The organism is Chelatococcus sp. HY11 (assembly GCF_018398335.1).
In the GTDB taxonomy this organism is placed as follows: Bacteria; Pseudomonadota; Alphaproteobacteria; order Rhizobiales; family Beijerinckiaceae; genus Chelatococcus.
Genome location: NZ_JAHBRX010000001.1, coordinates 1,444,033 through 1,467,735, shown reverse-complemented (window position 1 = coordinate 1,467,735; position 23,703 = coordinate 1,444,033). Strand labels below are relative to the sequence as shown.

30 protein-coding genes are annotated in these 23,703 nt (G+C 62.0%); 19 read left to right on the top strand and 11 right to left on the bottom strand.

All coding sequences use genetic code 11. The annotated features are described in order from the left end of the window. Positions 1-15: 15 nt before the first annotated feature. Complete coding sequence (locus tag KIO74_RS06905; protein WP_213331311.1) at positions 16-909, bottom strand: urease accessory protein UreD; 894 nt, start codon at positions 907-909, stop codon at positions 16-18. 387 nt (positions 910-1,296) lie between these two features. Here KIO74_RS06905 and KIO74_RS06900 point away from each other — a divergent pair, with 387 nt between their 5' ends. The 3 genes from KIO74_RS06900 to KIO74_RS06890 all read left to right on the top strand — a co-directional run bounded on the left by KIO74_RS06900 (position 1,297) and on the right by KIO74_RS06890 (position 3,350). Beyond that, the gene (locus tag KIO74_RS06900) at positions 1,297-1,875 is read left to right on the top strand and encodes an urease accessory protein UreE (RefSeq protein WP_213331310.1); all 579 of its coding nucleotides are present in this window, start codon (positions 1,297-1,299) and stop codon (positions 1,873-1,875) included. Between the two features lie 61 nt (positions 1,876-1,936). Next, positions 1,937-2,587 carry an urease accessory protein UreG gene (gene ureG / locus KIO74_RS06895; protein ID WP_213331309.1) on the top strand — a complete coding sequence of 217 codons (651 nt, stop codon included), beginning with the start codon at positions 1,937-1,939 and terminating at the stop codon, positions 2,585-2,587. A gap of 67 nt (positions 2,588-2,654) precedes the next feature. Then, positions 2,655-3,350: an urease accessory protein UreF gene (locus KIO74_RS06890; RefSeq protein ID WP_213331308.1), complete on the top strand. Its 696-nt coding sequence runs from the start codon at positions 2,655-2,657 to the stop codon at positions 3,348-3,350. Positions 3,351-3,596: 246 nt separating this feature from the next. Here KIO74_RS06890 and KIO74_RS06885 read toward each other — a convergent pair whose 3' ends face one another. Then, positions 3,597-3,869 carry a hypothetical protein gene (locus tag KIO74_RS06885; RefSeq protein WP_213331307.1) on the bottom strand — a complete coding sequence of 91 codons (273 nt, stop codon included), beginning with the start codon at positions 3,867-3,869 and terminating at the stop codon, positions 3,597-3,599. Positions 3,870-4,662: 793 nt separating this feature from the next. Between KIO74_RS06885 and KIO74_RS06880 the strand changes: the two genes are divergently transcribed. Continuing rightward, positions 4,663-5,943, top strand: coding sequence for a site-specific integrase (locus tag KIO74_RS06880; protein ID WP_213331306.1), 1,281 nt, complete (start codon positions 4,663-4,665; stop codon positions 5,941-5,943). Further along, a complete protein-coding gene (locus KIO74_RS06875; RefSeq protein ID WP_213331305.1) occupies positions 5,940-6,866 on the top strand; it encodes a hypothetical protein in 927 nt (308 codons plus the stop codon). The genes KIO74_RS06880 and KIO74_RS06875 overlap by 4 nt, the downstream gene beginning before the upstream one ends. 2 nt (positions 6,867-6,868) lie before the next feature. Here the strand turns inward: KIO74_RS06875 and KIO74_RS06870 are convergent, their stop codons facing one another. Beyond that, a complete protein-coding gene (locus tag KIO74_RS06870; protein WP_213331304.1) occupies positions 6,869-7,429 on the bottom strand; it encodes a hypothetical protein in 561 nt (186 codons plus the stop codon). On the opposite strand from KIO74_RS06870, the gene KIO74_RS06865 reads away from it, so the two are divergent. The 4 genes from KIO74_RS06865 (at position 7,419) to KIO74_RS06850 (ending at position 9,583) form a co-directional block, all read left to right on the top strand. Continuing rightward, complete coding sequence (locus KIO74_RS06865; protein ID WP_213331303.1) at positions 7,419-7,709, top strand: DUF6074 family protein; 291 nt, start codon at positions 7,419-7,421, stop codon at positions 7,707-7,709. The genes KIO74_RS06870 and KIO74_RS06865 overlap by 11 nt on opposite strands. A gap of 167 nt (positions 7,710-7,876) precedes the next feature. Then, positions 7,877-8,326, top strand: coding sequence for a hypothetical protein (locus KIO74_RS06860; RefSeq protein WP_213331302.1), 450 nt, complete (start codon positions 7,877-7,879; stop codon positions 8,324-8,326). A gap of 140 nt (positions 8,327-8,466) precedes the next feature. Further along, positions 8,467-9,054, top strand: coding sequence for a hypothetical protein (locus tag KIO74_RS06855; protein ID WP_213331301.1), 588 nt, complete (start codon positions 8,467-8,469; stop codon positions 9,052-9,054). Between the two features lie 79 nt (positions 9,055-9,133). After that, positions 9,134-9,583 carry a T6SS immunity protein Tdi1 domain-containing protein gene (locus KIO74_RS06850; protein ID WP_213331300.1) on the top strand — a complete coding sequence of 150 codons (450 nt, stop codon included), beginning with the start codon at positions 9,134-9,136 and terminating at the stop codon, positions 9,581-9,583. A 410-nt stretch (positions 9,584-9,993) separates the two neighbouring features. Here the strand turns inward: KIO74_RS06850 and KIO74_RS06845 are convergent, their stop codons facing one another. The 3 genes from KIO74_RS06845 to KIO74_RS06835 all read right to left on the bottom strand — a co-directional run bounded on the left by KIO74_RS06845 (position 9,994) and on the right by KIO74_RS06835 (position 11,692). Continuing rightward, complete coding sequence (locus KIO74_RS06845; protein WP_213331299.1) at positions 9,994-10,269, bottom strand: Rha family transcriptional regulator; 276 nt, start codon at positions 10,267-10,269, stop codon at positions 9,994-9,996. Beyond that, the gene (locus KIO74_RS06840; protein ID WP_213331298.1) at positions 10,269-10,568 is read right to left on the bottom strand and encodes a BRO-N domain-containing protein; all 300 of its coding nucleotides are present in this window, start codon (positions 10,566-10,568) and stop codon (positions 10,269-10,271) included. Before KIO74_RS06840 ends, KIO74_RS06845 begins: the two co-directional genes overlap by 1 nt. Positions 10,569-10,843: 275 nt before the next feature. Continuing rightward, complete coding sequence (locus KIO74_RS06835) at positions 10,844-11,692, bottom strand: hypothetical protein (RefSeq protein ID WP_213331297.1); 849 nt, start codon at positions 11,690-11,692, stop codon at positions 10,844-10,846. Between the two features lie 299 nt (positions 11,693-11,991). Between KIO74_RS06835 and KIO74_RS06830 the strand changes: the two genes are divergently transcribed. The 8 genes from KIO74_RS06830 to KIO74_RS06795 all read left to right on the top strand — a co-directional run bounded on the left by KIO74_RS06830 (position 11,992) and on the right by KIO74_RS06795 (position 19,112). Further along, the gene (locus tag KIO74_RS06830) at positions 11,992-12,999 is read left to right on the top strand and encodes a hypothetical protein (protein WP_213331296.1); all 1,008 of its coding nucleotides are present in this window, start codon (positions 11,992-11,994) and stop codon (positions 12,997-12,999) included. Next, entirely contained in the window at positions 12,996-13,172 is a 177-nt protein-coding gene (locus KIO74_RS06825) for a hypothetical protein (RefSeq protein WP_213331295.1), read from the top strand. The genes KIO74_RS06830 and KIO74_RS06825 overlap by 4 nt, the downstream gene beginning before the upstream one ends. Positions 13,173-13,460: 288 nt before the next feature. Then, positions 13,461-13,739: a phage tail assembly protein gene (locus KIO74_RS06820; RefSeq protein ID WP_213331294.1), complete on the top strand. Its 279-nt coding sequence runs from the start codon at positions 13,461-13,463 to the stop codon at positions 13,737-13,739. A 112-nt stretch (positions 13,740-13,851) separates the two neighbouring features. After that, on the top strand, positions 13,852-16,737 hold the full coding sequence (locus KIO74_RS06815; protein WP_213331293.1) for a phage tail tape measure protein: 2,886 nt from the start codon (positions 13,852-13,854) through the stop codon (positions 16,735-16,737). A 32-nt stretch (positions 16,738-16,769) separates the two neighbouring features. Continuing rightward, positions 16,770-17,171 (top strand): hypothetical protein, encoded by a 402-nt coding sequence (locus KIO74_RS06810; RefSeq protein ID WP_213331292.1) that lies wholly within the window; start codon positions 16,770-16,772, stop codon positions 17,169-17,171. Further along, a complete protein-coding gene (locus KIO74_RS06805) occupies positions 17,168-18,382 on the top strand; it encodes a S49 family peptidase (RefSeq protein WP_249730882.1) in 1,215 nt (404 codons plus the stop codon). The genes KIO74_RS06810 and KIO74_RS06805 overlap by 4 nt, the downstream gene beginning before the upstream one ends. After that, positions 18,382-18,756 (top strand): hypothetical protein, encoded by a 375-nt coding sequence (locus KIO74_RS06800; RefSeq protein ID WP_213331291.1) that lies wholly within the window; start codon positions 18,382-18,384, stop codon positions 18,754-18,756. The genes KIO74_RS06805 and KIO74_RS06800 overlap by 1 nt, the downstream gene beginning before the upstream one ends. Next, complete coding sequence (locus tag KIO74_RS06795) at positions 18,753-19,112, top strand: hypothetical protein (protein ID WP_213331290.1); 360 nt, start codon at positions 18,753-18,755, stop codon at positions 19,110-19,112. The genes KIO74_RS06800 and KIO74_RS06795 overlap by 4 nt, the downstream gene beginning before the upstream one ends. Positions 19,113-19,115: 3 nt before the next feature. On the opposite strand, the gene KIO74_RS06790 is transcribed toward KIO74_RS06795, so the two are convergent. After that, positions 19,116-19,364 carry a hypothetical protein gene (locus KIO74_RS06790; protein ID WP_213331289.1) on the bottom strand — a complete coding sequence of 83 codons (249 nt, stop codon included), beginning with the start codon at positions 19,362-19,364 and terminating at the stop codon, positions 19,116-19,118. Then, positions 19,357-19,641 (bottom strand): helix-turn-helix domain-containing protein, encoded by a 285-nt coding sequence (locus tag KIO74_RS06785; RefSeq protein WP_213331288.1) that lies wholly within the window; start codon positions 19,639-19,641, stop codon positions 19,357-19,359. Before KIO74_RS06785 ends, KIO74_RS06790 begins: the two co-directional genes overlap by 8 nt. A 173-nt stretch (positions 19,642-19,814) precedes the next feature. Here KIO74_RS06785 and KIO74_RS06780 point away from each other — a divergent pair, with 173 nt between their 5' ends. Then, positions 19,815-20,669, top strand: a complete 855-nt coding sequence (locus KIO74_RS06780; RefSeq protein ID WP_213331287.1) for a hypothetical protein — start codon at positions 19,815-19,817, stop codon at positions 20,667-20,669. A gap of 25 nt (positions 20,670-20,694) precedes the next feature. Next, positions 20,695-20,901 (top strand): hypothetical protein, encoded by a 207-nt coding sequence (locus KIO74_RS06775; RefSeq protein ID WP_213331286.1) that lies wholly within the window; start codon positions 20,695-20,697, stop codon positions 20,899-20,901. A gap of 875 nt (positions 20,902-21,776) precedes the next feature. Here KIO74_RS06775 and KIO74_RS06770 read toward each other — a convergent pair. The 3 genes from KIO74_RS06770 to KIO74_RS06760 all read right to left on the bottom strand — a co-directional run bounded on the left by KIO74_RS06770 (position 21,777) and on the right by KIO74_RS06760 (position 23,562). Then, a complete protein-coding gene (locus tag KIO74_RS06770; protein WP_213331285.1) occupies positions 21,777-22,256 on the bottom strand; it encodes a hypothetical protein in 480 nt (159 codons plus the stop codon). Between the two features lie 146 nt (positions 22,257-22,402). Beyond that, entirely contained in the window at positions 22,403-22,771 is a 369-nt protein-coding gene (locus KIO74_RS06765) for a DUF7674 family protein (RefSeq protein ID WP_213331284.1), read from the bottom strand. Beyond that, positions 22,768-23,562 carry a nucleotidyltransferase domain-containing protein gene (locus KIO74_RS06760; RefSeq protein WP_213331283.1) on the bottom strand — a complete coding sequence of 265 codons (795 nt, stop codon included), beginning with the start codon at positions 23,560-23,562 and terminating at the stop codon, positions 22,768-22,770. The genes KIO74_RS06765 and KIO74_RS06760 overlap by 4 nt, the downstream gene beginning before the upstream one ends. Between the last annotated feature and the right edge of the window lie 141 nt (positions 23,563-23,703).

The window sequence follows — 23,703 nt, the reverse complement described above, 5'->3', positions numbered from 1 at the left end:
AGCCGTTAATTCCGTTCAAGTTGCCCAGATGCGTGGCGCGCTGGCGGCCTTGCCCTGGCACGACGTTCGCAGCGTATCCCAGGCCCGGGCAAAGAGGGACTTGCCGTCCGCGACCCGCGGCCCGAGATAGCGGCACACGACGGCCTGTTCGAGCTGGCTGACGGAGAAGGCCCCTTCGCCACTGTCGCCGATGGCGGCGCGTACACGCTCAGCCGCGTCCTCGGCGATGGCACCGGCATAGACCATCGTGCCCCATGTCGGTTGTCCGGCGAGCGCGAAAGCGGCTTGAGCAAGAGGGGATCCGCCGGCGAGCGCCATCCGCTCGAACCAGATCGGCTTGCCTTCGCGCGCGATCTCGATGCGCTGGCTGATCCGGCCCGTCTCGAAGCGCTCATGGGCTGCGGGCCTGCCGAGGCACACGAAATCCCATCCCACATAGGTCGCGTTGGACGCGAGCGAGACCTTGACCTCAATCTCGGCGTCGGCGCCGTCAAAGACGATCGTTTCCTGGGGTAGATACTCGCAGACCGCTCCGGGTCCGATGTCGATCCGTGTCGACTGCGTGCTGGCACCGTGCTCGCTACGATAGAATTTCGTGGCGCCGGGTGTCGTCATCAGCGCGCGCGCTTCGGCGGCCAGATGGAAACTGAGATTGAGTTGGTCGCCACCAGCAACACCGCCGGGAGGATGCAGCAGATAGACATGGCAGGTGCCGTCTTTTTCCGGGTGAAACGGACGCTGAACGACGAGTGGGCCACAATGGCGCCGGCGTATAAGCCGGGTCTTACCCGCGCTCGGCGCGAACCAGAGTTCGAGTTCCGCGAGCCAGTGGCTGGGCTGGGCTTCATAGCGTGCACGCGCAATCTGGGAGGCTGACAGCCGCGCAGCCTCCGCGGGAGGAATAGACATGAATGCATTCATGTGCGGCTCATTAAACAAATCATTCCAAGTAGTTGCGCGGAGATAGCGTTAGTTTCGGGGTCGATATATCGCATATGTCCACTATTGCGGCAAACAGATTCGCCGATTGCGGCGCTGCACAGCCGGTGCCTGTGCCATACGTCCCACCGCTATACATTTCATCTCAGATTCTGCTCGTCTTTGTCCGTAGTATGCAATCTCGGCTGTTGTATCCGATATAGAAATGACGACTGCCCATATACTAGTGCGGCACCGGCATTTGCGCTAAACAACGGCCTTCCCTAATCTCATGGCTCGAGTGGCGCATGTCCAGCTTGCTTGTGGATGGACACGAATGTGGTGTCGAGTGAAGGTGACGTGAGCGAAGGTGGTACAATGCTGAGAGCAATAGCCCTCAGGCGGGCATCGGAAACAGGCACAAATCATGGGGCGAGCCACGGCCGGGCGATCCTCCCGCATGACGAGCGCCATCTGCGACGGCGCGTGATCGCGTTGACCGATGGCCGGAGGCTTCTGGTTGATCTGCCGGAAGCGGTCGTGCTGTCGGCTGGCGACGCGCTGGTGATCGAGGGTGGCGGGACCGTCGAGATCGCGGCCGCGCCTGAAGAGCTCTATGCAATCCGTGGGCATGATCCCATCCACGTTACGGAACTCGCTTGGCATATCGGCAATCGTCACCTGGCCGCCGCTATCGAGCCTGACCGTATCCTGATCTTGCGAGACCACGTCATCAAGGCGATGCTTGAAGGGCTCGGCGCCGAGGTCGAGGAGATCGTGGCGGATTTCAATCCGGTGCGCGGTGCCTATTCCGGCCACAGCCATGGGCGCGACAATGGTCATAGCCACAGTCATGATCATGGTCATTCGGATCACCATCATCACCATGGTCACGCTCATGGGGATCATCATCCGCATTCAAACGCTCACGCTGAGCGCGATCCCCGGGACGATTGATAGTCGCCGGGCGAGAGCTGCCCACTTATCGTTTCCTTGATTAACCTGAGGGCTTTCACCCATGGCATCAAAGAATGGCCCTCTCCGCGTCGGCATCGGCGGACCCGTCGGTTCGGGGAAGACTACGCTCACGGAGAAATTGTGCAAGGCGATGCGGGAAGAGTTCTCCATCGCCGTTGTCACCAACGACATCTACACCAAGGAGGACGCGATGATCCTGGTGCGCCGGCAGGCGCTTTCCGAGGATCGTATCGTTGGCGTCGAAACGGGTGGCTGCCCGCATACCGCGATCCGTGAGGACGCCTCGATCAATTTGCAGGCCATCGCCGAACTCAATCGGCGTATTCCCGATCTCGATGTCATCTTCGTCGAATCCGGCGGGGACAATCTGGCGGCGACCTTTTCGCCTGATCTCGCCGATCTGACGTTGTACGTGATCTCAGTTTGCCAGGGCGAGGAAATCCCCCGCAAAGGCGGGCCCGGGATTACCCGCTCTGATTTCCTCATCATCAACAAGAGCGACCTCGCGCCTTATGTGAATGTGGATCTCGATATCATGCAGGCGGATGCGGCGCGGATGCGCGGCAAGCGGCCTTTCGGTTTCACCGATCTCTCGCGGGGCAAGGGCCTCGAGCGCATCATCGACTTCATCGTCGAATACGGCGGGCTGTCGGAAAACCGGCGCAAGCAGGCCGACTTGCAGGCAAGCTGATCCTCAACCAGGCTAGCCTCGGAACAAACTGACCTTGGAACAAACTGATCCGGCCGGGACGTGATTCATGGAAGCTGCTTCGCGCCTGCCTGCCGAGCAACAAACGATACCCCTGCATTTGCTGCGGCTGGTCAGCCAGGGGCTGCCCGTCGGCGGGTTCTCCTATTCCCGTGGACTTGAGGCCGCTGTGCAGGCCGGGTGGGTATCCGACGAGGCGACGGCGCGTGACTGGATTCTTGGCACACTTCAGGCCAATGTCGCGCAACTGGATGGTGCTCTGTTCTGGCGTATGGCCACGGCTCTGGGGGCAGGCGATGCCGAGGGTTTCCGGGCGGCGGATGCCTGGCTGGCGGCAGGGCGCGAGAGCCTTGAATTCCAGCGCGAGGATCGACGATTGGGGGAAGCGCTCCTGCGTCTTCTCGCCGATCTCGACGTTCCGGCCGCCACCGACCTCCAGGGGCAGGGACTGACCTATCCCGCCGCCTTCGCGCTCGCGGCCCATCATTGGCGCATTGCCCCGCTTCAGGCGCTGAGCGGGCTGCTGTGGGTCTATGTGGAGGGGCAGGTGACGGCGGCGATCCGCCTCGTTCCGCTCGGCCATACGGCGGGCCAGCGCATTCTTGTCGAAGCGGTTGGAGCCATAGGGCAGGCCGCGGACCGCGCGCGGCTGATCGACGATCGTGACGTCGGCAACCTGTCCCCGGCTCTGGCGATGGCAAGCGCGTGGCATGAAACCCAGTACAGCCGTCTTTTCCAGTCTTAGAGCAATTCCCGTACAATCGCGAGCGCTGGAAATGAACCCGCACTCGTTCTTTTTTGCGCTTCAATTGGAACAGTCTTAGCCTCAATTGACCTGCGAGCCAGACCTATGTCTTGCATCTCAGGCTTGAAAGTGGGAAAGCGAGCCCACCCAGTTAGAGGCAAAATAAGTTGCTGGCGTCGGCGGAAAAGAAGTTTACGCGTTTGCGTGATGAGCCACTGTGGGTGGATCGGCTTTCTCGAAGAAGATTCATATAAATAATTTAAAGTAATAATGAAATTCAGTATCTATATGGCTCTCTATCTCGATAACGTCTCGTAAATATTTGAGGATACTATTTTGTTCGTCGTCCATGATGAAGTCGCAATTATGCGCGCCCCATAACAACAATTCGAGGGAAAGTGCATATTCGTCATGATCGGAATAGTATTGTGATTCTTGTATGGCTTTTTCAGGTATCTTGCCAGCTAACGTTGCGCGGAGTTTGTCGACGGCCTGTTCAGAGTTTTCAAAAATTTCCATTTCGAATTTTCTACAGATCTAGAGCGTGCTTTTCGCATGCACTGCTATTGTACTTGATTTTTGTCAATAACGGTTTGGATTTAGGCATCGACGAATTGTTCCTCAATGCGCTGCGATCAGACGCGGTTGGCCTTAAGGTCACTTGAGACCAGAGCAGTCAAGCCGCAGCATCGGGAGGCCGCCGCCTGTCTCTTCAACGGCCCGGACGATACCGCGCAGTTCGCGGAGACAGTCATGATGTTCATCTTTCCCCATACCTAACGCCGATTTTAGGCCCTCAAGTGCTCGGGTTGTCCGCTGGGTGTACCCACATCGAACCCGCCTAGCATCCTGGTGACCGGCGCGCCGGACCGCACCATCGCGTCCGAGAAGAAGCTCGCGCCGAAGAAACCGGTCAAGGCTCGGCCAAAGCAGCCCACGTCCCCGCGGTGCGCTGTGCGCCATGCGAGCCCATGGCTGATTCTGGCGCGTCCAGTGTCCGGGGCCCGTGTGCTCCATACGTGCCCCGAAGAAAAAACCGGGCTTGGCTCGGCTGTTGACGTTATTAAGATTCAGTCGTAAGTTATTGATATATCGGCATTTTAGGTGGTGAGCGCGCTGGGGCTCGAACCCAGGACCTACTGATTAAAAGTTTGATTTTCCGACCTCCAAGCGATTGCCGTCAATTGCCTTGCCTTTCATAAGTCATTGAATTGACGTGGATTTTATCTTACCTCTGTTCCCCGCGGTTCCACGGATTTCTTTCGTGGTGGTTCCACGGGAGGCCCATGGAACCACGGACAGGGGGAGTGCGATGGCGGGGCAACGGATCACAAAGCGTCTGGTCGATGGGCTCGAAACGACCGGCGCAGAATACTTCGTATGGGACGCCGAACTCAAAGGCCTTGGCGTTCGGGTCACGCCGGCAGGATCCAAAGCTTACGTGGTGAAATACAGGAACGGTTCCGGCCGAAGCGCCGCTGCCAAACGGACAACGATCGGGCTCGTTGGTCGGCTGACGCCTGACGAGGCGAGGGGGCTTGCGAAAAAAATCTTGGGCGCTGTCGCCCACGGCCGCGATCCGGCAGGCGAGAAGGCAGAAGAACGCCGCGCGGTAACTGTCAAGGCATTGGCTGACGACTTCCTCACGGATCATGTGGCAGCGAAGCGCGCTGCTCGAACCGCTGAGGAGTATCGCGCCCTGCTTGCGAAGCACGTCATCAAAGAGCTTGGAACCCGGCGGGCGATCGACGTTACGGAGGCGGATATCGCCCGGCTTCATCTGAAAATGAAAAGGACGCCCTATCAAGCAAATAGGGTCCTGGCCGCAGTCAGCTCGTTATATTCGTGGGCAGGTAGGCTTCGCCGGGTTCCGCGCGAGCTCAACCCGGCCAAAGGCATCGAGCGATACCCCGAAGATCGCCGGGAGCGCTTCCTCTCGACCGAGGAGTTAGCAGCCCTTGGCGCGGCCCTGCGCGAAGCCGAGACCGATGGCATCCCCTATGAGGTGAACGAGGCAGGCCCACGTGCCAAGCACGCGGCAAAGCCTGAAAACCGGCGCACGAAACTCGATCCCTTCGCCATCGCTGCTATCCGCCTCCTTATCTTCACCGGCGCCCGGCTGTCCGAGATCCTAACGCTCGAATGGGCGCACGTTGACCTACAGCGTGGATTGCTTCTGCTCCCGACGAGCAAAACGGGGCGGAAGGCCATCATATTGAATGCGCCTGCGCTGGCGGTTCTGAACAGCCTGGAGCGGCTCGGACCCTTCGTCATCCCGGGTGTCGACCCCGGTAGGCCCCGGGCCGATTTGAAAAAACCATGGAGGGCGATTAGCAAACGCGCCGGGATAGACTGTCGTCTCCATGACCTTCGGCACACGCATGCCTCATATGGCGCCGGCGCGGGGCTCGGCCTCCCTATTATCGGGAAGCTTTTAGGCCATACCCAGGCTGCAACTACAAGTCGGTACGCACATCTCGACTCCGACCCACTTAAGCGTGCGTCGGAGACAATCGGCTCGACGATAGCCGCGGCAATGGGCGACGGGCCGCCGGCCGGCAATGTCACGAAATTGCGCGGGGGGCGATCATGAACGCCGCGACGGCCAAGGCGACGCCTGCGCCGGCGTCGACGCCTCAGGCTGGCTGGCGCAATTGTCGCATCGCGCCGTTTTGGTTCTCGCCCGAACCGCTGTCGAGCGAGGAGGAAGTCCTGGCCGACATCTCCGCGCAGCTTCAGCAATTCCGTGTCCATCCGTCAGCGATCAGCGCCACCACCAGCGCGGTCCACGTCCTCATCGGCAAGATCCGCTTCAGCGTAGATATCCGCGACGGGACCGTGAGCGCGTGGGGCCGCGACAGCCAGGGCGGGTGGGATAATCCCCTGTGCTCCGGCTACCCGGATAAGTTCGAAGATGCGTTCGTTGCTCCCGCGGATCGAGAACGTCATCGAGATGATCTCGAGGAAGCAAAAGCTCTGGCCAGGTATCTGTCCGAGCTCTTCAAGGGAAGGATCAAAGATGCCGCTATCATCGGCACTTTGCATGTCATGGCGCGCATCGGCTCTCCGCTCGCGCCCTACGAACGCATACTGCCCGACCAATGGCGCCACTTCAAAATGCGCCCGATCGTCCAAGACCTATACGAGGACATTTCCTTTTACGACGATGAGTCTGATGTCGAGAGTGAGGCAGACGGCCCCGGCGGGGCGGTCTTGTACTCGGTGATGTTCGCGCCGGGCGTCGTGCCCGGCGTCGTGCCGAAGCGTAAACCGGGACGTCCGCAGAGCTCACATCCACTGGTCAAGCCAGTCGTCGGTTTTCTTATTCAAGAGCACGTTTGCAAGCCGAAGCCCGAAGGGTGGACGAAGAAAAACCTACTGGAAATTGCCCAAGAGAAATTTGGAACGATTGATCCTGCCGATTGGAATAGGGCATGGGCTCGTGTCAAAAAACACAAGGAATTTCATAGGTCTTGGGAGGTTGGAGGGGCACCCAAAAAACCTGCGCAAAAATAAACCTACCAACGAATATTTATCGACAGGGTTTTATTCGGCCTAAGCTTGGCTAAATCTATGCGCATGCCGCCAAATGCAAAGGATGCGCGCGACATGCCGTCACAAGGCCAAAGCAACAGTCCCGTAATGAACACGTCGGGTGCCTCAAAATACTTGGGGCTTTCGACCTCAACCCTGACAAAGATGCGCGTCACAGGCGCCGGTCCGCGGTTTGTGAAACTCAGTTCCCGCGTTGTGTATAGGGTCGCTGACCTCGACAGTTGGATCAGCGAGAACATCCGCAGATCGACATCGGACGACGGCGGGCGCCAATGAAGGTAGGCATCAGCCCCGATGGCGATGCCCTCATGGTTGCCCTCGCTCTGGAGGAGGACCGGCTCGGCCGGCCTCCTTCTATCTCTCAAGTGCAGGCCATCCGCCGAAAGTTCCCAGGCGTGAGCGATGCCGAGGCTGCGATTGTCATCGCGGCTATCAGTGCCGATGCACGGCACCGATGCGCGCCAGGCGCCGACGCGTGGCTTCACCTTATGAGTTTGATCGAAGGAGATCGGGATGACGGCCAACCGGCGTAAGCCGCTTCTGAATGCACCCACGACCAGCGCCACGCTCGTAATCTTCCCACCAGCCCGCCGGCTCGATTTCGTGACGCGCCATGCCGAGATCGTCGCCGGCTTATCGGCTGCAGCCGGAGGGAAGCACGTTCAAGTCCAGCTTGATATTCAGGTGAAGGCCTGGCGCAGAAAGGGCATCACCGAGGAGCGGATCGACGCAGCCCGGCGTGAGCTTGATGGTGCGATCAGGGCGGCGGTCTGGAAATTCGTGCTGCTCGGGCGGTCAGGGTGATGGAGGTGTCCACGCACGCAGCGCCAATGGAAGCCGACGACCCACCCGATAGCCCCCCATCTCGATTTCGCTGTGCCGTCCCTCGCGACTATGTTCCGGAGACGGCGCTCAGATGGGCAAGCCCAAGGGAAAGGGCGCATCTTATTAGACGATGGCGCGTTGCTCTGATGGCCAAGTTTCCTCGTGAGGCTCGCCCAATCAAGCTTGCCTGGGCGTTGGAATACCTCGCCGGCACCTCCGGCTTCTCATTTGCCGGCGACGCCCACCTCGCAAAAGAAACAGGCATCCCACTGTCCAAGGTCAATGGCGGCCTTCTCGAGCTTGAGCGCGCCGGCGCCATCGTCCGCGTGACCGTCCCTACGGGAAAGCATGGTGCGTTCGAACGCCGGATATTTCTGTCCTGGGCGATCATCGGAGAGGCGCCCCAATACCCCGTGACGGGGTATCCCCCACTACCCCGTCACGGTCAAAAACCATACCCCGTCACGGGGGACCAGAATAATAAAGAAGGTAGGCGCCCCTCCGAAAGCTTCACATCAAGGGCCGCGAGGATGGAGGCTGAGAGGAGAGAGCGAAAGGCCTCCGGCAATCCTGTTTCGATATTCGACGACGGCTAAGGGGGCGGCGCGCCGTGCGCGCGCCCGCCCACATACATCGATTTCACCAGCATGCAGTCAACCCGGATCGAGATCGATCGATCCGGCGTCAGAGGCCGGCGCGCGAGCGCGACCGGCCGCTATAAGGACAAGGAACCAACATGACGAGTAATCAGGTCCAGTCATCAAACGTGGTGACCTTCCCTCGCCGGATCAGACCATCCGACGATGCCTATGATCAGTATTATGCCGAGATCTATCCGACGACAGTCATGGATAGCGAGGAATTGGACGCGCATAGCGATGACCTGTTTGATGCTTGGTGGTCCGTGTCGCGCACATTGGAGGACGCTTTAAACAAGGTTTGGAAGAGTTCGGCCAAATCGAAGGCCGCGCAGGATCGGGAGGAAAGGTTTGCCGCATACAACCGCGGAGAGCTGACCCTTGACAGTCGTGAACTCGCGGAATTCAACGCCCGTAGCGATCGTCACCTCGAAGGCATGGATGAGGCGCGGGAAATCTATGAAGCGGCCATCACAGGTCGTTTGCTCGACATCGACAAGGACGAGGATCGCGCGCGCTTCCTCTACAACAAGTTAGGCAGTCTGGAGTACATCGCAACTTGCGGGATAGATACCAATCTTTTCTGGCGCATGGTTGACCCGGACTCGAAGAGTCGGTGCTTAGAGAACCTTCTCGCAGCTCGCGCTCTCCTCGATCGCGTCCTTGTCGCTGCTTCTCACGCTTAATGATCTGTACTCTACTGGCCGGCCGCGCGCACGGCGCGCCGGCCTTGGCAAGCATAAGGATCTAGATCATGCTTGGGCCATGAATTACCTCTCTCCCATCCCCCCGACACTCGAAGAAATTGCGGAGTGGGCGGAACTCCTGCCTCCCGGCGCGCGCATCCTCGGGGCAAACCTTTTCGCAGATACGTTCATCGCTGATGAGCATGGCGCCGTGCTCATGTTGGAGCCTGCCGCGATGAACATCACGCGTATCGCGGCTTCGGAGGGTGAGTTCTGGAAAGCGCTGGTGACTGACCCAGAGGGCTGGCTCTTGCGGCCATTGGTCGACCGATGTCGGACAGCGGGATTACATCCAAGCCCCGAACAATGTCTTGCGTTCACGACGATGCCGGTATTCGGTGGGCGGTACGAGGTCGAAAACATCTGGCTCTGCACGCGACGCGAATGGTTGAGCGCGACCGCAGACATGTGGCGCCAGATACGGGATCTTCCAGATGGGACGCAGGTCCAGATCCGCGTTGTCGACTAGGCGCAGCCATCGACCTCGATTATAGCCGCCCCGGCCACGCGGCGGTCCGGGCGCAGAGTCGATGGGCACCATTATCATCGCCCATGCCACATTCCCCATTGGTCGAATATGGCCGGAGGTAGCCCGAGGGCGGCCATGGGCGTCGTAGGCGCAACGGGACTCGGCGAGGCAGCGATGCCCGCCAGCGGGCCGCGCTGGCCATCCTGCGCCCCATCTAGCGCAAGGGCGGGCGGCTACCCCCCGGGGGCTTGGTTCCACCGGAGGCGTTCCCCCCTACCGCGCGGCGGCGGCAGCGCCATTTTCGGCTATGTTTCGATTTTTCGTTTTCGCGTTTCCCTTCCCCCGCCGGCTGCGGCCAGCTCCCAGACCGGGCCGCGCTGCGGCCCTGTGAGCTTCAGGAGCGGGGCAGGTCAGGGGCTGCGAGGGCGTGCTATAGATCGCGCAGCCTTCTCGCCAGTGAAGCCCATAGCCAGGAGAGTAAAGCCGTCGCGGGTCATTAGGAACGTGGGGTAGGTTTTTCCGTTCTGATTATTGACGCAGGGGGTATCCGCAAAATCGCGGATACCCAAATTCGGCTCCTGGGCAATCAAATTGCGGATCGCCCGCAGGCCATCGTCGTGCCGTTTACCGAAAAACACGGCGACATGGCGGCTATCCGCCATCGCGACGCCATCGACCGTCTGCACTATGGGATCCGAGGTGGATCTTTCCGAAGGCTGATCAGCATGATGCGAACTTCGCTGGCCTTGGGCGCTTGGGATACCGATGCGATGTAGAGGGCCTGCTCTTCATTTAGACAGTATCCCTCCTCCGGACGGCCCCTTCCGATTTTCGCCGTACGGTACGGCGAAATTCCTCCGAAGGTCAGCAGCGCCTCCATATGCCTTGCGATCAACTCGCGGATGGCGCGTGGACGCTCAAACCCGAGCCGCTCCGCGATGTCGATATCACGAGCACGAGGCTCTACGGCGCCAATTCGCTTCATGGGCTTAGGCGTTCCAACGAGGATAAGCGCCGGGCCGTGATGCGCCTGCTTGAGGATAGCGTATGGTCGGGGTGGAGCGATGGCGAGGTGGCGCGTAGGTGCGGTGTGTCGCAACCATTCGTCAGCTCACTTCGCCGGTCCCATACACAAAACGATTTTGAGTATAGCCATCGAACATTCATCCACCACAAAACCGGACGGCCGGTGGCTATGGACACCGCGCGGATCGGCCGGCGGCGGATCCGACCGCCGGCCCTGAAGACGGCGGCTGCCGGCTAGGCAGCGTTCGCTTTGGCCTCAAGCGCTATCACTGCGAGGTCGCGAAATTTCAGCATGGCCTTCGGGCTGCTCGACGTCGGCTTGATCTCCATCGCTCTAAGGCCATCGACGTCGCCGGCCTCGACCATCTCTATGATCTTCGCCAGCTTGGCGCGGTGGGGCTTATGCGTCGCTGCCGAGAAATCCGGCGCCTGCGGGATCTCGCCGCGCTGGGCGGCCTCAATGGCCGCGGCGCGCTTGCCCGTCGACGTAGCCTTCGGTTTTGCCACGGCAACTGCGCCGTCGGCGCTTACCGGACCGGTCATCTTCGGAATTTCCGATGATGCCTCGGCGGTCTTAGCCTTGACCGGCTTTGGCTTCCGCGCCTCGCCGGCGGGATCGACATGCTGATTGTGATCGAAGCCAAGGGCGGACTTAGCGGCATCGATGCCCATGGCCAGGACGTCGACGGCATTGGCAACATTGTGGTCCGCAGCCGTCTTCAGGAAGCGATTAACCGCGGCCTCCTTCGTCAAGCTTCGCTGCACTTTTCCGCCGTCAATGATGGCGGTCAGCCGTGCGATCTGAATGGGGGCCAAATTGGTTTTGATGGTGACCATGGGTGTCTCCTTCGAGGGGTGAATGGTGGCCGCGAGCGCTGAGCGGCCTTCGGCACTGATCCCATAGACTAGGGCGGTCCGGCGGTACTGATCGGCTAGGCGCTGCGCCGCCGCTTCGGCGTCGGTGCGATTGTCGAAGCGCTGCGTGATGCGCCCGCCACCCTGGCAGAAGGCCGTGAACTCGACGGCCTCGGCGATAACGTTCTCCGACCAGATGTCGGACGGGTGGGGCTTGCGGGATGCCATGGGCATGTCTCCGGTTTTGACACTAGTGTCTGGCCATGACCGTCGAATAAGAGCAACTGTATTCGATCGATGAAATGCCAAACGTCTGCGTACATCGTCGGGCAATCGCAGACAATCACGTACATAATATCGGTAAGTCTTTGAGAATTATTGTGTATCCAAGGCCATGTGTTATCATGTCGCTCGGCGAAATCTCCCCGAATGTTTTTGTTTCGTCGGCCCGACCTCGCCAGTCAGGCGGATGCGGCGGGCCGCCGTAGAGGCACGCGGCGGCCCGCCCTCTTTTTGTGAAGGGCGAAATGACACATCTACTGGACACGATCAGGCGGACGATGATGGGCAAGAAGCCGAGCTCCGCATCAGATCTGGCCAAACTTTTGTCGCGGGCGGCAGCGGAACGAGATGCCGCGCGTCAGCGACTTGACCGGCTCCGCAAAAGCGACGCTGAGGTTGTACTCGACGACGATCGTTGGGCGAAAAACGGGCAGGAGCTTGCCGACGCCGAGCGCGAGATCGCGCGGCTGGACCTCGTTATTTCGAAGCTGCAGGAGCAGCATGGATCTGCGCAGCAGGCTGAGGCAGATATCAAGCGGCGGCGACTCTACGACGCTGCCGAAGCTCATGCTGCGAAGGTGGCCGCGGACGTTCCCGCGCGGCTTGCTGAACTGGGCAAGCTCGCTGTCGGACTGGTTCGTGACATCGCGGAGGCTGATGCCGAGGTTGTGGCTGCTAACTTGAACTTGCCTGATGGCGCCGATCCAATTGACACAGTCGAGCAGCGGTCACGGTGGACCGCTGGCCTTCCAAAAATTCAGACAGAGAGCCGGCTGATTGCATGGACTTTCGAGGACGCCGTCGATCCGCTGCCCGAGCATATCGCCAGTGCGATCGAGGCGGACTCAACTAATCCTGACGCCGGGTGGTGGATCGACCCGACGACGGTGGTTGGGCAGGCCGAGGCTCAGTGGCGCGGCCGTCCACCGTATCCGGGGACACGCCGAAGGTGCGTGAGGCGCCACCTGCGGCGCGTCGAGACCATAGACAGCGTCTTGCCGATCGTTCCGACGCCCCTTGCGGAAGCCATCCGTGTGCCTGGCCTTCGCCCTGGATTGCCGGACGCTTGGTTGTTCGAGGGCCGCGGCTACGTCGAGCCGGCAGATGTCCTGCGTCGTCTAGCAGAGCTCGAAGCTGAGCGCCGTGCGGCCGTTCCTCTCAAGAACGAACGCTCTGGGCGGGTACTCGTCCACTTCGAACCGGTCTCGGATACGACCGATGCCGATCAGCGGTTCGCTGAGGCCGCCGAATGAGCGAAGCCGCGGATTGCATTACGGGCCCGAACGATCCGACCACCGAAGAGGTTGCCGATCTCCTGCGGCGGATTGGGTTAGACCTCCCCCGGGAGCCGAACGAGAGCATCAGCCAGTATTTGAAGCGTTCACTGGAGCGCGTGGCCGCTCACCTCGGGGCGACCCTCCATTGACGAGCTGCGGCTCCGCCATGTCGCCCAGTTCGTCCTGGGGCCGGATCCGAGGGGATCCGGCCCCGCAACAACAGGGATATTCCGAATGCTTACTGAAACTCAGGCCGAATTGATCCGGCGACATATCGCCGAGGCCAAGCGCCGCCGCGCTACCGTGGCGGATGCCGTGCAACGGCATCTATCCGAGCGTGCACGCCGGCAGTCGTTGCTAGCTCGGATCGCGGAAGACCACCGCCGGCAGCAACGCGCTGTATCGGCCGACATTCAAGCCCATAGGATTAGAACGCGATGACCATCGTTTCTCTTAAGCGGCCCTTCGATTTTGAGGGCCGGCGCTTCGACAGCATCGAGATTGACGAGCCGACAGTCGGAGGCATCGAGGCCTTCGAGGCCGCGAAAGCAGAGGGCAAAGCTGAGCTTTCCGCCACGATCGCGATGCTCGCGGTTGAAACCGGGTGGCCCGAGGGCGCCCTGCGCAAGCTTCGCTCTGGCGACCTGGTCGCGATCTCAGAGGCCCTGAGCCCTTTCGTCAACACGCCGGCGACTGGCGTCTCTGGCGAACCGTAGCGGCGGACCTGATGCACATTCTAGGGCTCAGCCTTGCCGATCTTCGTCGTGAGCGCTGGTCAGCGGCCCTTGCGTGGCACGATGAAGCCCGGCGCATCGCGGAGGCGCGGTGATGGCGACACGTATCAGCGAATTGATCGTCAGCCTCGTCGATCGTGTTTCGGCCCCCGCGCGGCAGGTCTCGGATAGTCTCCGCGGGATCGCCGGCGCGGTCGGCGGCTTCAACGGCAAATCAATGCAAGGACTGACGGCCGGTCTCGACGCCGCGATCGCGAGGAATTCTCGCCAACTCGATGCGATGCGGGGCAGGATGGTCGATGCGACTGCCGTCGGCTTCGCTCTCTACCGGGCTCTTCAGGCGCCGCTCGCTGCGGCGCAGAACTTCGAAACCGCGCTGCTCGACATTGCGCAAAAGGCCGAGCTTAGCGATGACGCCATGAAGGCGTTGGGTGACCAGATCCGCGCGATGGCCGGCCAATTCAATACATCGGCCTCAAGCTTCGCGAGGGGCGTCGATTTTCTACTTGGCATGGGCCTCGATAATGATCGCGCCCTGGCCATCATGCCAGACATCTCGAAGACGGCGGTGGCCTATCAGGCCCAGATCGAGGACTTGGCAAAGGCAGGATACGCCGCCCTCGATAATCTCAAAGTCCCGGCCAGCGAGTTTTCCCGAGCGCTCGACGCTATGGCTCAATCGGGCAAGATGGGCGCCTTCGAACTAGGGGACATGGCGCAGTACCTGCCGGCGCTCGCCTCGCAGGCGCAAAACCTTGGCATCGTCGGCGTGAAGGGCGTTGCCGACTTGGCTGCGGCTCTGCAGGTCGTGCGAAAGGGCGCAGGCGATAGCGCCGAGGCGGCTACAAACCTGCGCAATGTCATGCAGAAGATCGAGAGCCCGGCTACCAGAAAGGCGTTCTCTAAGTTCGGCGTGAACATGCAACGCGAACTTGCCAACGCCGCCAAGACGGGCAAATCGCCACTTGAGGCGCTCGTCGAGGCGACGCAGAAGGCGATGAAGAAGGGCGCCAAGGTCTCCGATCTATTCCAGGATCAGCAGGTGCAGCTTGGCTTGCTGGCTCTGATGCAGAACCTGGAAGAGTACCGCAAGATCCGCGAGGAAGCTCTGAAGGCAAACGGCGTCGTCGAGGAGGACTATCAGCGCCGGATCAAGACGAGCGCGGCGCAGACGGCACTGTTTCAGGCGCGCATGGAAAACCTCGCCATAACGATTGGCACCGCGCTCCTACCGGCGATGAACGGGCTGCTCGACAAGCTCGGGCCCCTTGTGAAGCGGTTCGCCGACTTCGCGGATGCCAATCCTGCACTGATCAAGAACCTGACGCTTGCGACGTCCGGCCTTGTCGCATTCCGGGTGGCGGCCATCGCCGCGAGATGGGCCGGGCTTTTTGCTTTGGGCGGATTGCTCCGGATCGCGAAAGGTGCGCTGGTCGCTGCGGCCGGGATTGGCACCGTTGCCAAGGCGCTATTGATCGGCCCGGCCATCCGCGCCGCGACGGCGGCGCTCGCGGGTCTCCGAAGTGCCTTGATCGCAGTGACGGTCGCGGGCGGGCTCGCAGGTCGGGGCGCAACGATCGGCATGATCGGTCGATCGCTGCTGGGGCTGCTCAACCCGATCCGGCTGGTGACGATTGCGCTGGCCGGCCTCAAAATGGCGATCCGAGGGCTACTGATCGGAACCGGCATCGGCGCCGTGATCGTTGGCGTTGGCCTCGCGGCCAAATGGGCGATGAACAATGTCGACAACCTGAAAAAGGCCTTTGCCGCTTTCAGCGACGAATTCACCAAAGGCATCGAGCCGCTTCGTAAGGACGACATGTTCGGGCTGGTTGTCAGGAGCATCGGCGACGTGATCACGGCCATGCGCGGGCTGACGACGGAGGGCGATCCGGCCGCCTTTGCCGCCGCCGGCGCCAGCGCGGGCCGCACCGTCGCGGGGGCTTTTGTCTCAGTCGCCAACGCCATCCGCGATGTGGTCGGGTTGTTCACGACGATCGGGGACAAGCTCGAGGCCTTCCGACAGTGGGATTTGGATCTCACCAGCAAGATCGTCGATGGTGCCAAGGCCGGATGGTCCGATTTTGAACGTTGGTGGGACAACACGTCGGCGGGCATCCGGGAGGCCGTCGCCAACCTGCCGAGCATGCTCTACGACGCGGGCGTCAACGCCGTATCCAGCATGATCGACGGCTTGAAATCGAAGGCTGCCGACTTCGCGACGTGGATGACGAGCATCGACCTGACCGCCGCCGCCAAGCGCTTCGGTGAGCTTCCCGGACAGATCGTCGCCGCGCTGGCAGACCTTCCCGGACAAATGACGGCCGCCGGATCCGAGGCAATCACCGGACTGATTGACGGCATGACGTCGAAGTTTGCGGAGCTGATTTCCTGGGTCAGGGGCATTCCCGGCCGGCTCGCCGAGGCGATCGGCAATATCGATCTCAGCAGCATCATCAAATGGCCGACCTGGCCGTCGTGGCTTGGCGGCGAGCCCGAGCCGGCCTTGGCGACCCCGGGTCCATCCGCTTCGCCCAGGACAAGTTCTGCTCCACCACGATCGACCATCGAACCAATCTTCCGGCCAAGGCCCAGCCGACCTACGTCGGATGGGCCCCATAGCGAGGCGCCGGCGCCGCGCGTCGGCATGCAAAGCGAGGCCGCGGCCGAGGCGGTCCGCGCCGCGACCCCGGCCGAAGTCACGGTGACGGTCCAGCCGAAGGTCGACGAGACGTCGATGGATGCGGCGAAGGCGAAAGCCGAGCAGACCGGTACCGAGATGCAATCATCCCTTAGCATCCGCGCGACGCCTGTCGTCGACACGTCGTCTATTGATGCGGCTACAGCCAAGGTACGCGCGCTGGCGGCCGAGATCGGGCGCGTGAACAGCCTGTCCAGCGAGGCTGTCCGGTTTAGCCAAGCAAACTATCGTCGGACGATGGAAGGGCTCCACGCAGACATACAAATTGGTCGCCGCTGAACCCTAGCGCCCCAAGGAGAAGAGACACATCGATGGTCGACAACAACGACGACGAAAGCGAAGAAGCGGCTGCGATCGAGCAGGCCATCGGCTTCGGCGAGATTGACCTCGCGGCCGTGCCGAGGACGGCGGCAGCGGCCAATGCGCTCATTGAGCGGCAGCGCGCGACCGAGATCGTAGAAATTGCGGCCATCGCTAGGCGCCAGGGCATCGTGGTTGACACCAAGCGGGCGCTGGAGCTAGCGGTCGACCCCGGCACGCTCGGCGCCGCAGTGCTAGCCGCAGCCGCGGCGCGAGACGACGCCACCGCCATCGTGTCCGCCGCCCCGCCGCCGAAGCTGTCTGCCGGCCCAGCCGTCGCCGGTGGATCTCCCCTCTTGGACATCGCCCGCGAGCGCGCGGCTGAAGCTGAACGCAAACGAGGCAACCGATGATCTTGCCCCATCGCATCGCGTCGCAGTTTTTCAATCGCCCTCTCTTGCTGACCGAGACATCTGCGCGGACGATCTCGTCATTCCTGTTGTCGCGCTTCGACGCGCGAAGCGGCGCCGGCGGTGACCATGATGCGGGCACGACGACGCAGGCATGGGCGGGCCAGCAGAAACCGGACGGGTCCTATGAGTTCGCATCGCCCCGCGCGAGCCGCTTCATCGGCGAGTACCGGACCGGGCCGGATGGTCGGCCGACGCCGTACCGGGTCACCGAGAACGGCACAGCCATCATCTCGGTCATCGGTGAGTTGGTGAACCGCGGTGCCTGGGTCGGGGCAAGCTCTGGCCTCGTCAGCTATGAGGGGCTGGCGCATTCGCTGCGCTCGGCAGCGGCCGATCCGCAGATCAATGCGATCTTGCTCGATCTGGAAAGCCCGGGTGGTGAAGCTGTCGGGGCTTTCGAGATTTCCATGCTTGTCCGCAAGGTGCGCGAGGAAAAGCCGGTCATCGCGATGGTAAATGGCATGGCGGCATCGGCCGCCTACGCCATCGCGTCGGGGGCTTCCCGGATCATCAGTATTCCGAGCGGCCTGAGTGGCTCGATCGGCGTCGTGATGCTCCATCTCGATATCTCGGAATATCTCGCGGCCGAAGGTGTCAAGCCCACCCTCATTTTCGCCGGCGGTCACAAAGCTGACGGCAACCCGTACGAGCCATTGCCTGAAGCGGTTCGGGCGAGGTTCCAGAAAGACATTGACGCCTTCTATTCCATGTTTGTGCAGTGCGTCGCTGCCGGCCGTAAGGGCCTCTCGGCCGCCGCCGTCCGCTCAACGGAGGCCGAAATCTTTCTGGGCCGGGAGGCGATCAAGGCCGGCCTTGCCGACGAACTCGGCGATATCAATGGCGTCCTCGACAGCATGACCTCACGCGGCGCCAGATCTAGCCAGGCGATCGCCAGCCTCATCACCCCAGCTACCACAGCAATCGCAGCACCAGGAGCCTCCCCGATGACCGCACCTACACCTGCGCCAAAAGTCTCGCCCATCGTCCAGATCGCTCGCCAGCGCGCCGAGGAGGCCCGGGCCCGCTCCTCCGCACAGACCGATGGCGGTGCCCATGCTCAGGCCCCGTCCCAGACCGGCTCGACCTCGCCTCTGGTGCGACTGGCTCAGGCCCGCGCCGATCGCGCCAATCGCGGCAGGTCGGCGCTCTAATGGCCGCGCAGCCGAAGCCCAAGCGTAAGCGCAAACGGCCCGTACCACGCCGCGTCTATTTCGGCCCTGAGAAGCTCCGGGCTGCCTTCCTTGCCGGCAGCGGCAAGAGCGGAACGGAGATTGCGCAGATCCTCGGCGGGACGACGGGCACGGCGGTGTGTAAGATGCTGCGCAAGGCCGGCATTGAGATGCCCGGCACCAGCTGCCATCGGGTCTTTCCGCTGACGCTGCCCCGGCGCGACGCCGAAAAGCTCGCGGCCCAGGCCGATCGCCGCGATATGACGCCCCAGGCGCTGGCCGCATCTGTGCTGTGCGCCTGCGTTACTGAGCCGGTCTTGATCGATAACGTCCTCGACGAGGGGAACGCGCCATGACCGGAAAAAAGCCCGCACTGGGAACCAGCCGGGTCGCGGCGGAGCATCGTATCGCGACCATGAGGCAGATGGCCCATATCGCCCATGACGCCGGGCAGGGTCTCAGCGGAACCGAAATCGCAGAGCAGCGCGCCCTCTCGATTTGGCATGTGCGCCGCACCCTGCGCGCTGCCGGGCTGTCCTGCGCCGGATCCGAAAATGATCGGCATGTCCCGCTGCGGCTGCCGCGCGATCTCTATGACGACGTCGTGGTGATCGCCGACCGGCGCGATCTCACCATCGATCGCCTGATTGTCAGGGCGCTGGAAAGCTTCGTTGATCGCGAGGCCGAGCAGACGGCGCGAGGCGCCGCCTGACCGCTATTCTCGCTCCATGTCCATCAAGAGCAAAGCGCGCTTCAGGGCTTGAGCTGCTTCTGACGATAGCGCGACATCGCCGCTGGCTGACAGATCTCTCAGCGTTTCAGCGGCTAGGCCATATTCCCGATGCGCGAGAAACTCGCGTGCATGATTGACTTCGAGTTCACACCGTTCCGCATTGCAACCATCCAAGGCACAAGCGAGCAGCACTTCAAGCTCATCCCAATGCGCCTGGAGGTCCTCATCCATCGTTTGCGCTCGTCAACTGTTCAGGCTTAATCCCCTCATCAGCAGGATGGCGCCGACTGACGCCGCTGCCGATTGCGGGCTGGCCGTCTTCCAGGAAGACGATCCCGGCCGCCTCAAGGGCGGCCCGGATCGCAAGAAGGTTGTTTTTGACCGGAACGCGCTTGCTGATCTCGAAGTCGCGCAGCGTCGAGACGCCGATATTCGCCTTCTCAGCGAGCTGGGGCTGGGTCCAGTCTAGAAGCGCCCTGCCGGCGCGGCATTGGTCGGGTGTGATCATATCCAAGCGTTAGCGTGATCGCGATAAACGAGCAACGTCATATTTTTCAGTTGACGTATCGAGCACTCATGGCAACGTGTCGCCGTCAATCTTTTCCATTGACCTAAAGCCTCCGCAATGCCGCGACCCCCATCGTCGGCAAACGCCCGCGGCTTGCCTTTACGAGCGAGGACATGATGATGACCCAGGACAATAGCCAAACCGCCCGCCCGTCGCCCCGTGACCGTGACGCCTGCTCGATCGCCGATCTCGTCGCGGTCTGGCATGAGCTGGAGCGGCGCATCGCCCATGACGAGATCCACGGCAGCGCCGACGATGATCTCGTTCTGCGCTATATCCGCTTTCTCATCGCCGAGCGTGACGATGTGCTGTCGGTGCTGTCGGCGCGACCCGCCGCCGACGCCTCGGAGATCGGGACAAGGCTGACACTGGTTGCCGAGATGGCCGCCGACGGCGGCTTCGGCGCGGAGCTTCTGGATTTGATCGATAGCCTTGGTCGCGACTTCGCGGCGTTGGCCGGGCCGAACGTCGTGTTCGGCAGCGCGGGCTTCCCGATCAAGCTCGCGGCGCAGGCCCGCTCCCAGCTTGCCGCGGCGGCCTGCCAGGCGGCCGAGGCCACCGGCATCCCGGCCGGGCAATGGCCGGCGCGGCGCAAGCAATTCCGGACCAGCCTCGCGGCGGATCTCGCGACCATCTATCGCGGGGCAGCGACGGCGATGAGGCGGGCGGGATCGAGCCCGGCTGCCTTCGGGTCGGCCGAGCCTCCGGCGGCGCCGGCCCCCGCAGTGCGGTCCAAGGCCGCGTCGGTGCCGGTCGTGTATTCACGCCTCAGCGACGCGGACAGGAAGCGGTACGCCGAGATCGCCGCCAAGAACGCCCGGGAGATCGGCCTGACCGACGAGGAATGGCAAGAGCGGCGCATGAAGCACAACGCGCCGTCGGTTGCTGATATGCGGATGTCGTATTGCCCGTCCTACGAGCGCGAACTCATCGCCGAAGACAGGAAGATCCTGGCGCAGGGGAATTAGGCGCCCGCCCCCAGGAGGCTGTGAGATGCCCGCGACATCGCTCTCCACCCCGATCTCGCTCCACGTTCATGCCGTCTGTGAGATCACCGTCACCTCGACCCATCGCCTGCTCAATCTGGGCACATCGAGTGATCTGAGGTGGCATGTCAGGGTGACGCTGCCCCGGATCTCGATCCTGGCGGTGGATCCGCCCCATCCATCCGATCGACGCTACCAGCGCATTCCACGATAATCGGAGGCGCGGCTCAAGGCGCGGCCCGCACTCAGCAATAGCCCGGTCCGCTACGGCGGCCGGGCCTTTTTTGTGTTCCTGGTTCGCACCCAGCGCGCGAGACATATTAGGAGGGGAAGGCGGTTTCACTCGTCCGAGTGCCACCGCAATCGCCGCGCATCCACGCAATCTGCTCCCATGTGCTCAACGAACGAGGCTCTCAAGCGTGGCAGCCATCTCTCTCTGTAGGATACCGGGGCGTCGGCCTCGCCTTCAGCTAAGAGAACCCATTCAGCAAACTGGGTCGCGGTCACTGTACCCCAGGCGGGAATGAAATCCGTCACGTGCACATATTCTCCCGCCTGCAAGCTCCCGCAGTGGCCCCACGCGCCACAGATTTGCTGCATGAGTGCATCGAAGCCGATTTTCTGTGTCATGATAAAGTGCGCTGTGATTGAGGCGTAATGCCTGCTCGCGCGTCATCAAATTACAGACCATGCAAAAATCCGCAACAGTAAGGCGAGAGCAGGCTTCGTTTGCGCCGCGACGTCGTGCGGGGCTCGCCGCCGCTGGCGGCAGCATCGGCACGATATCCGTGACGACAGCGTCCTGCGGCGCAGCGCCCTTTATCGGGCGCTCGGCCGCGCTGCGCTCCGGGAATGCGGTGATGTTGGTCGGGGGAGCCGGAGGCTTGGGCTTGCGAGCGGGGTATGTGCCCCCGCCCTTGCGCTCGACACGGATCGATTGGCCAATCTGGCCAATCTCCTCTAGCGAGGCCCTGGTCACCGCCACGGTTGTATGGCTCACGCCCAGCTCCGCTGCGACCTGCCTATTCGACCGCTCCGGCTTCTCGCGCAGCCGGTTGGCGATCAACGATCGCCGCCGCGATCGGTGGATCAATCGGCCGAGGGCTTCTTCCAGAGCGTGAAGCGCGTAAAGCCAACTTTCAATGGGCCTAGCCCAATGCTCGCTTGGTATGAGATGTCCAGAGCAATCGGCTCCCCGGATAAGGGGTTGTAACGAAATAGAGCTTCGCGGGGATCCTCTTCCGTGTGATCCCACATGCGCCCGATCAGGATCTCCCCCGCCTTGTGCGTGAGCTTGTAACCACCGACCCTAAGACGGCGGTCTCCCCATGTCACAGTTTTTTCCTCTTTTCGATCGTCGGTCACGTTGCCGATCCCTGGCGCGTGACCCGTGATGCCCGAGCCCGTTTCGGTGGTGGTGGCGTTCAAGATAATCGAGGACCGGCTTGTGAATGGAACGAGGCGCGCCAACTGCCGCCCATCCTCTAAAGCAAACACATCTGCTTCACCGAGCATCCTATCCAGAATTGCATTGATCTGGAGCCTATCGGTGATCGGCAGATTTACCATTGCTTCCCTCTACAGCCACGATGCAAATGCCACGACATTATAGCGGGTCACGGTTCATGCGCGACTGTGAGACCGGAGATTATATCCAGGTCGAAGACTAACTTGGCTTCTGCTCGACAATCTGACGGCTTGTCGAGGCATTCTCCTCATGCCGTATCAAGGGAGTTCCACGCGCGCAGGCTCAGAGGCCCGAGCCATTGGCGAAAGGCTGAAAGCTCGACGGCGGAATTGAGAGCGCTGTTTTGCAAGTCTTCCAGAAACCCCGCAGCCGCAGCGTTCTGAACATAGGGATCGCCGTCCGCAAGCCAGCGCTCGACGACGGCAAAGATAGCCGGCATCAGGTCTGTGTCCTGTCGTTCAAGCTTGCCAGACACATGATGCGCCAATTCGCCAAGCGCTATATACAGAGGAGGCTCGGGATCATTGGCCCATTCCTCCTGGAACAGGCGCCATTGCGGCTCGAGGCTGGGGTCTGCTGCAATCAGCAACGGTATCATGTCGGCTCGTGTGATCATCGCCCGAACCTCTCGACAGCCGCTCGAAAGAACGCTTCCGCCTCATGCTTCGCGCGCTCATCGATCGGGATCGGCCCGGTCTCGAAGACCTCGCGCGCTGCCTCAAACTCCCTGTCGATAAAGGCGGCGATGGGCTCGGGCACCGGCCCGACGCCCAGCTCACGGGTGATCGCCTTACGGGCCAGGAGATCCCCGACCAGCGCGGCAAGCTCCGCCGGCGGCTCGCCCTCGGCGATTAGGGTCGGAAAGTGCATCGGGGGTACCGCGGCCCCGGGGTGGCGCTGGAGCCAGCGCAGCGCGATGGCGGGCCGCAGGGCATAGAAGATCTTCTTGAGCGCGACCTCCTTGCCATCACCGAAATAGGTGCGGCGCTGGCGCTCGCCCAGGTGCAGATAGTGCCGGCCGATCAGCTCGCGCCGCGCCAGGCGCCGGGCCAAGGCGAGGAACGTATCTCGGAACCACGGATCGGCGCCGTAGACGATCGGCGACGTCAGCCATTCGCTGATGACGGCGTTGCCCTTGAGCATGAGCGTCAGCGCCTTGCCGAGATCCCAGCCGTTGACGTCGAGGTCGCCCTCGATCGGCGTCTCGATGACATCGCGATCGGGCCAGGGCGTCAGATAGCGGTCGATCGGCCGGATGAAGACGAAGCGGCAATCATAGTCGCTGTCCGGCGACGGAAAGCCCCAGGCCCGGCTGCCGCTCTCGATGGCGAGCGGGACGGTCACAGCGTGATCGCGCCGGATCGCCGCGAGGCGCGCGTCGATCAGCGCGACGGTGGACGCGTCCATGCTGGCGGGGATGAAGCGGATTATGATCAAGCCCTTGAATGAAAGAGAACTAACTCGGACTGATATCATCAAGAAGCGACGCGGTGCGCAACATCCAGAGAGTGGTTGCAGCTCAGACGCGCGAACTGCCGGGCAGCATTA

Coding starts and splice junctions, on each gene's coding strand:
- ureG (WP_213331309.1), top strand. CDS start 1,937: ATGGCATCAAAGAATGGCCCTCTCCGCGTCGGCATCGGCGGACCCGTC.
- KIO74_RS06905 (WP_213331311.1), bottom strand. CDS start 909: ATGTCTATTCCTCCCGCGGAGGCTGCGCGGCTGTCAGCCTCCCAGATT.
- KIO74_RS06860 (WP_213331302.1), top strand. CDS start 7,877: ATGGCCAAGTTTCCTCGTGAGGCTCGCCCAATCAAGCTTGCCTGGGCG.
- KIO74_RS06875 (WP_213331305.1), top strand. CDS start 5,940: ATGAACGCCGCGACGGCCAAGGCGACGCCTGCGCCGGCGTCGACGCCT.
- KIO74_RS06795 (WP_213331290.1), top strand. CDS start 18,753: ATGACCGGAAAAAAGCCCGCACTGGGAACCAGCCGGGTCGCGGCGGAG.
- KIO74_RS06765 (WP_213331284.1), bottom strand. CDS start 22,771: ATGATCACACGAGCCGACATGATACCGTTGCTGATTGCAGCAGACCCC.
- KIO74_RS06805 (WP_249730882.1), top strand. CDS start 17,168: ATGATCTTGCCCCATCGCATCGCGTCGCAGTTTTTCAATCGCCCTCTC.
- KIO74_RS06840 (WP_213331298.1), bottom strand. CDS start 10,568: ATGAAGCGAATTGGCGCCGTAGAGCCTCGTGCTCGTGATATCGACATC.
- KIO74_RS06820 (WP_213331294.1), top strand. CDS start 13,461: ATGACCATCGTTTCTCTTAAGCGGCCCTTCGATTTTGAGGGCCGGCGC.
- KIO74_RS06770 (WP_213331285.1), bottom strand. CDS start 22,256: ATGGTAAATCTGCCGATCACCGATAGGCTCCAGATCAATGCAATTCTG.
- KIO74_RS06835 (WP_213331297.1), bottom strand. CDS start 11,692: ATGGCATCCCGCAAGCCCCACCCGTCCGACATCTGGTCGGAGAACGTT.
- KIO74_RS06855 (WP_213331301.1), top strand. CDS start 8,467: ATGACGAGTAATCAGGTCCAGTCATCAAACGTGGTGACCTTCCCTCGC.
- KIO74_RS06880 (WP_213331306.1), top strand. CDS start 4,663: ATGGCGGGGCAACGGATCACAAAGCGTCTGGTCGATGGGCTCGAAACG.
- KIO74_RS06865 (WP_213331303.1), top strand. CDS start 7,419: ATGACGGCCAACCGGCGTAAGCCGCTTCTGAATGCACCCACGACCAGC.
- KIO74_RS06780 (WP_213331287.1), top strand. CDS start 19,815: ATGATGATGACCCAGGACAATAGCCAAACCGCCCGCCCGTCGCCCCGT.
- KIO74_RS06885 (WP_213331307.1), bottom strand. CDS start 3,869: ATGGAAATTTTTGAAAACTCTGAACAGGCCGTCGACAAACTCCGCGCA.
- KIO74_RS06830 (WP_213331296.1), top strand. CDS start 11,992: ATGACACATCTACTGGACACGATCAGGCGGACGATGATGGGCAAGAAG.
- KIO74_RS06850 (WP_213331300.1), top strand. CDS start 9,134: ATGAATTACCTCTCTCCCATCCCCCCGACACTCGAAGAAATTGCGGAG.
- KIO74_RS06900 (WP_213331310.1), top strand. CDS start 1,297: ATGCTGAGAGCAATAGCCCTCAGGCGGGCATCGGAAACAGGCACAAAT.
- KIO74_RS06785 (WP_213331288.1), bottom strand. CDS start 19,641: ATGATCACACCCGACCAATGCCGCGCCGGCAGGGCGCTTCTAGACTGG.
- KIO74_RS06810 (WP_213331292.1), top strand. CDS start 16,770: ATGGTCGACAACAACGACGACGAAAGCGAAGAAGCGGCTGCGATCGAG.
- KIO74_RS06775 (WP_213331286.1), top strand. CDS start 20,695: ATGCCCGCGACATCGCTCTCCACCCCGATCTCGCTCCACGTTCATGCC.
- KIO74_RS06800 (WP_213331291.1), top strand. CDS start 18,382: ATGGCCGCGCAGCCGAAGCCCAAGCGTAAGCGCAAACGGCCCGTACCA.
- KIO74_RS06760 (WP_213331283.1), bottom strand. CDS start 23,562: ATGGACGCGTCCACCGTCGCGCTGATCGACGCGCGCCTCGCGGCGATC.
- KIO74_RS06790 (WP_213331289.1), bottom strand. CDS start 19,364: ATGGATGAGGACCTCCAGGCGCATTGGGATGAGCTTGAAGTGCTGCTC.
- KIO74_RS06890 (WP_213331308.1), top strand. CDS start 2,655: ATGGAAGCTGCTTCGCGCCTGCCTGCCGAGCAACAAACGATACCCCTG.
- KIO74_RS06825 (WP_213331295.1), top strand. CDS start 12,996: ATGAGCGAAGCCGCGGATTGCATTACGGGCCCGAACGATCCGACCACC.
- KIO74_RS06815 (WP_213331293.1), top strand. CDS start 13,852: ATGGCGACACGTATCAGCGAATTGATCGTCAGCCTCGTCGATCGTGTT.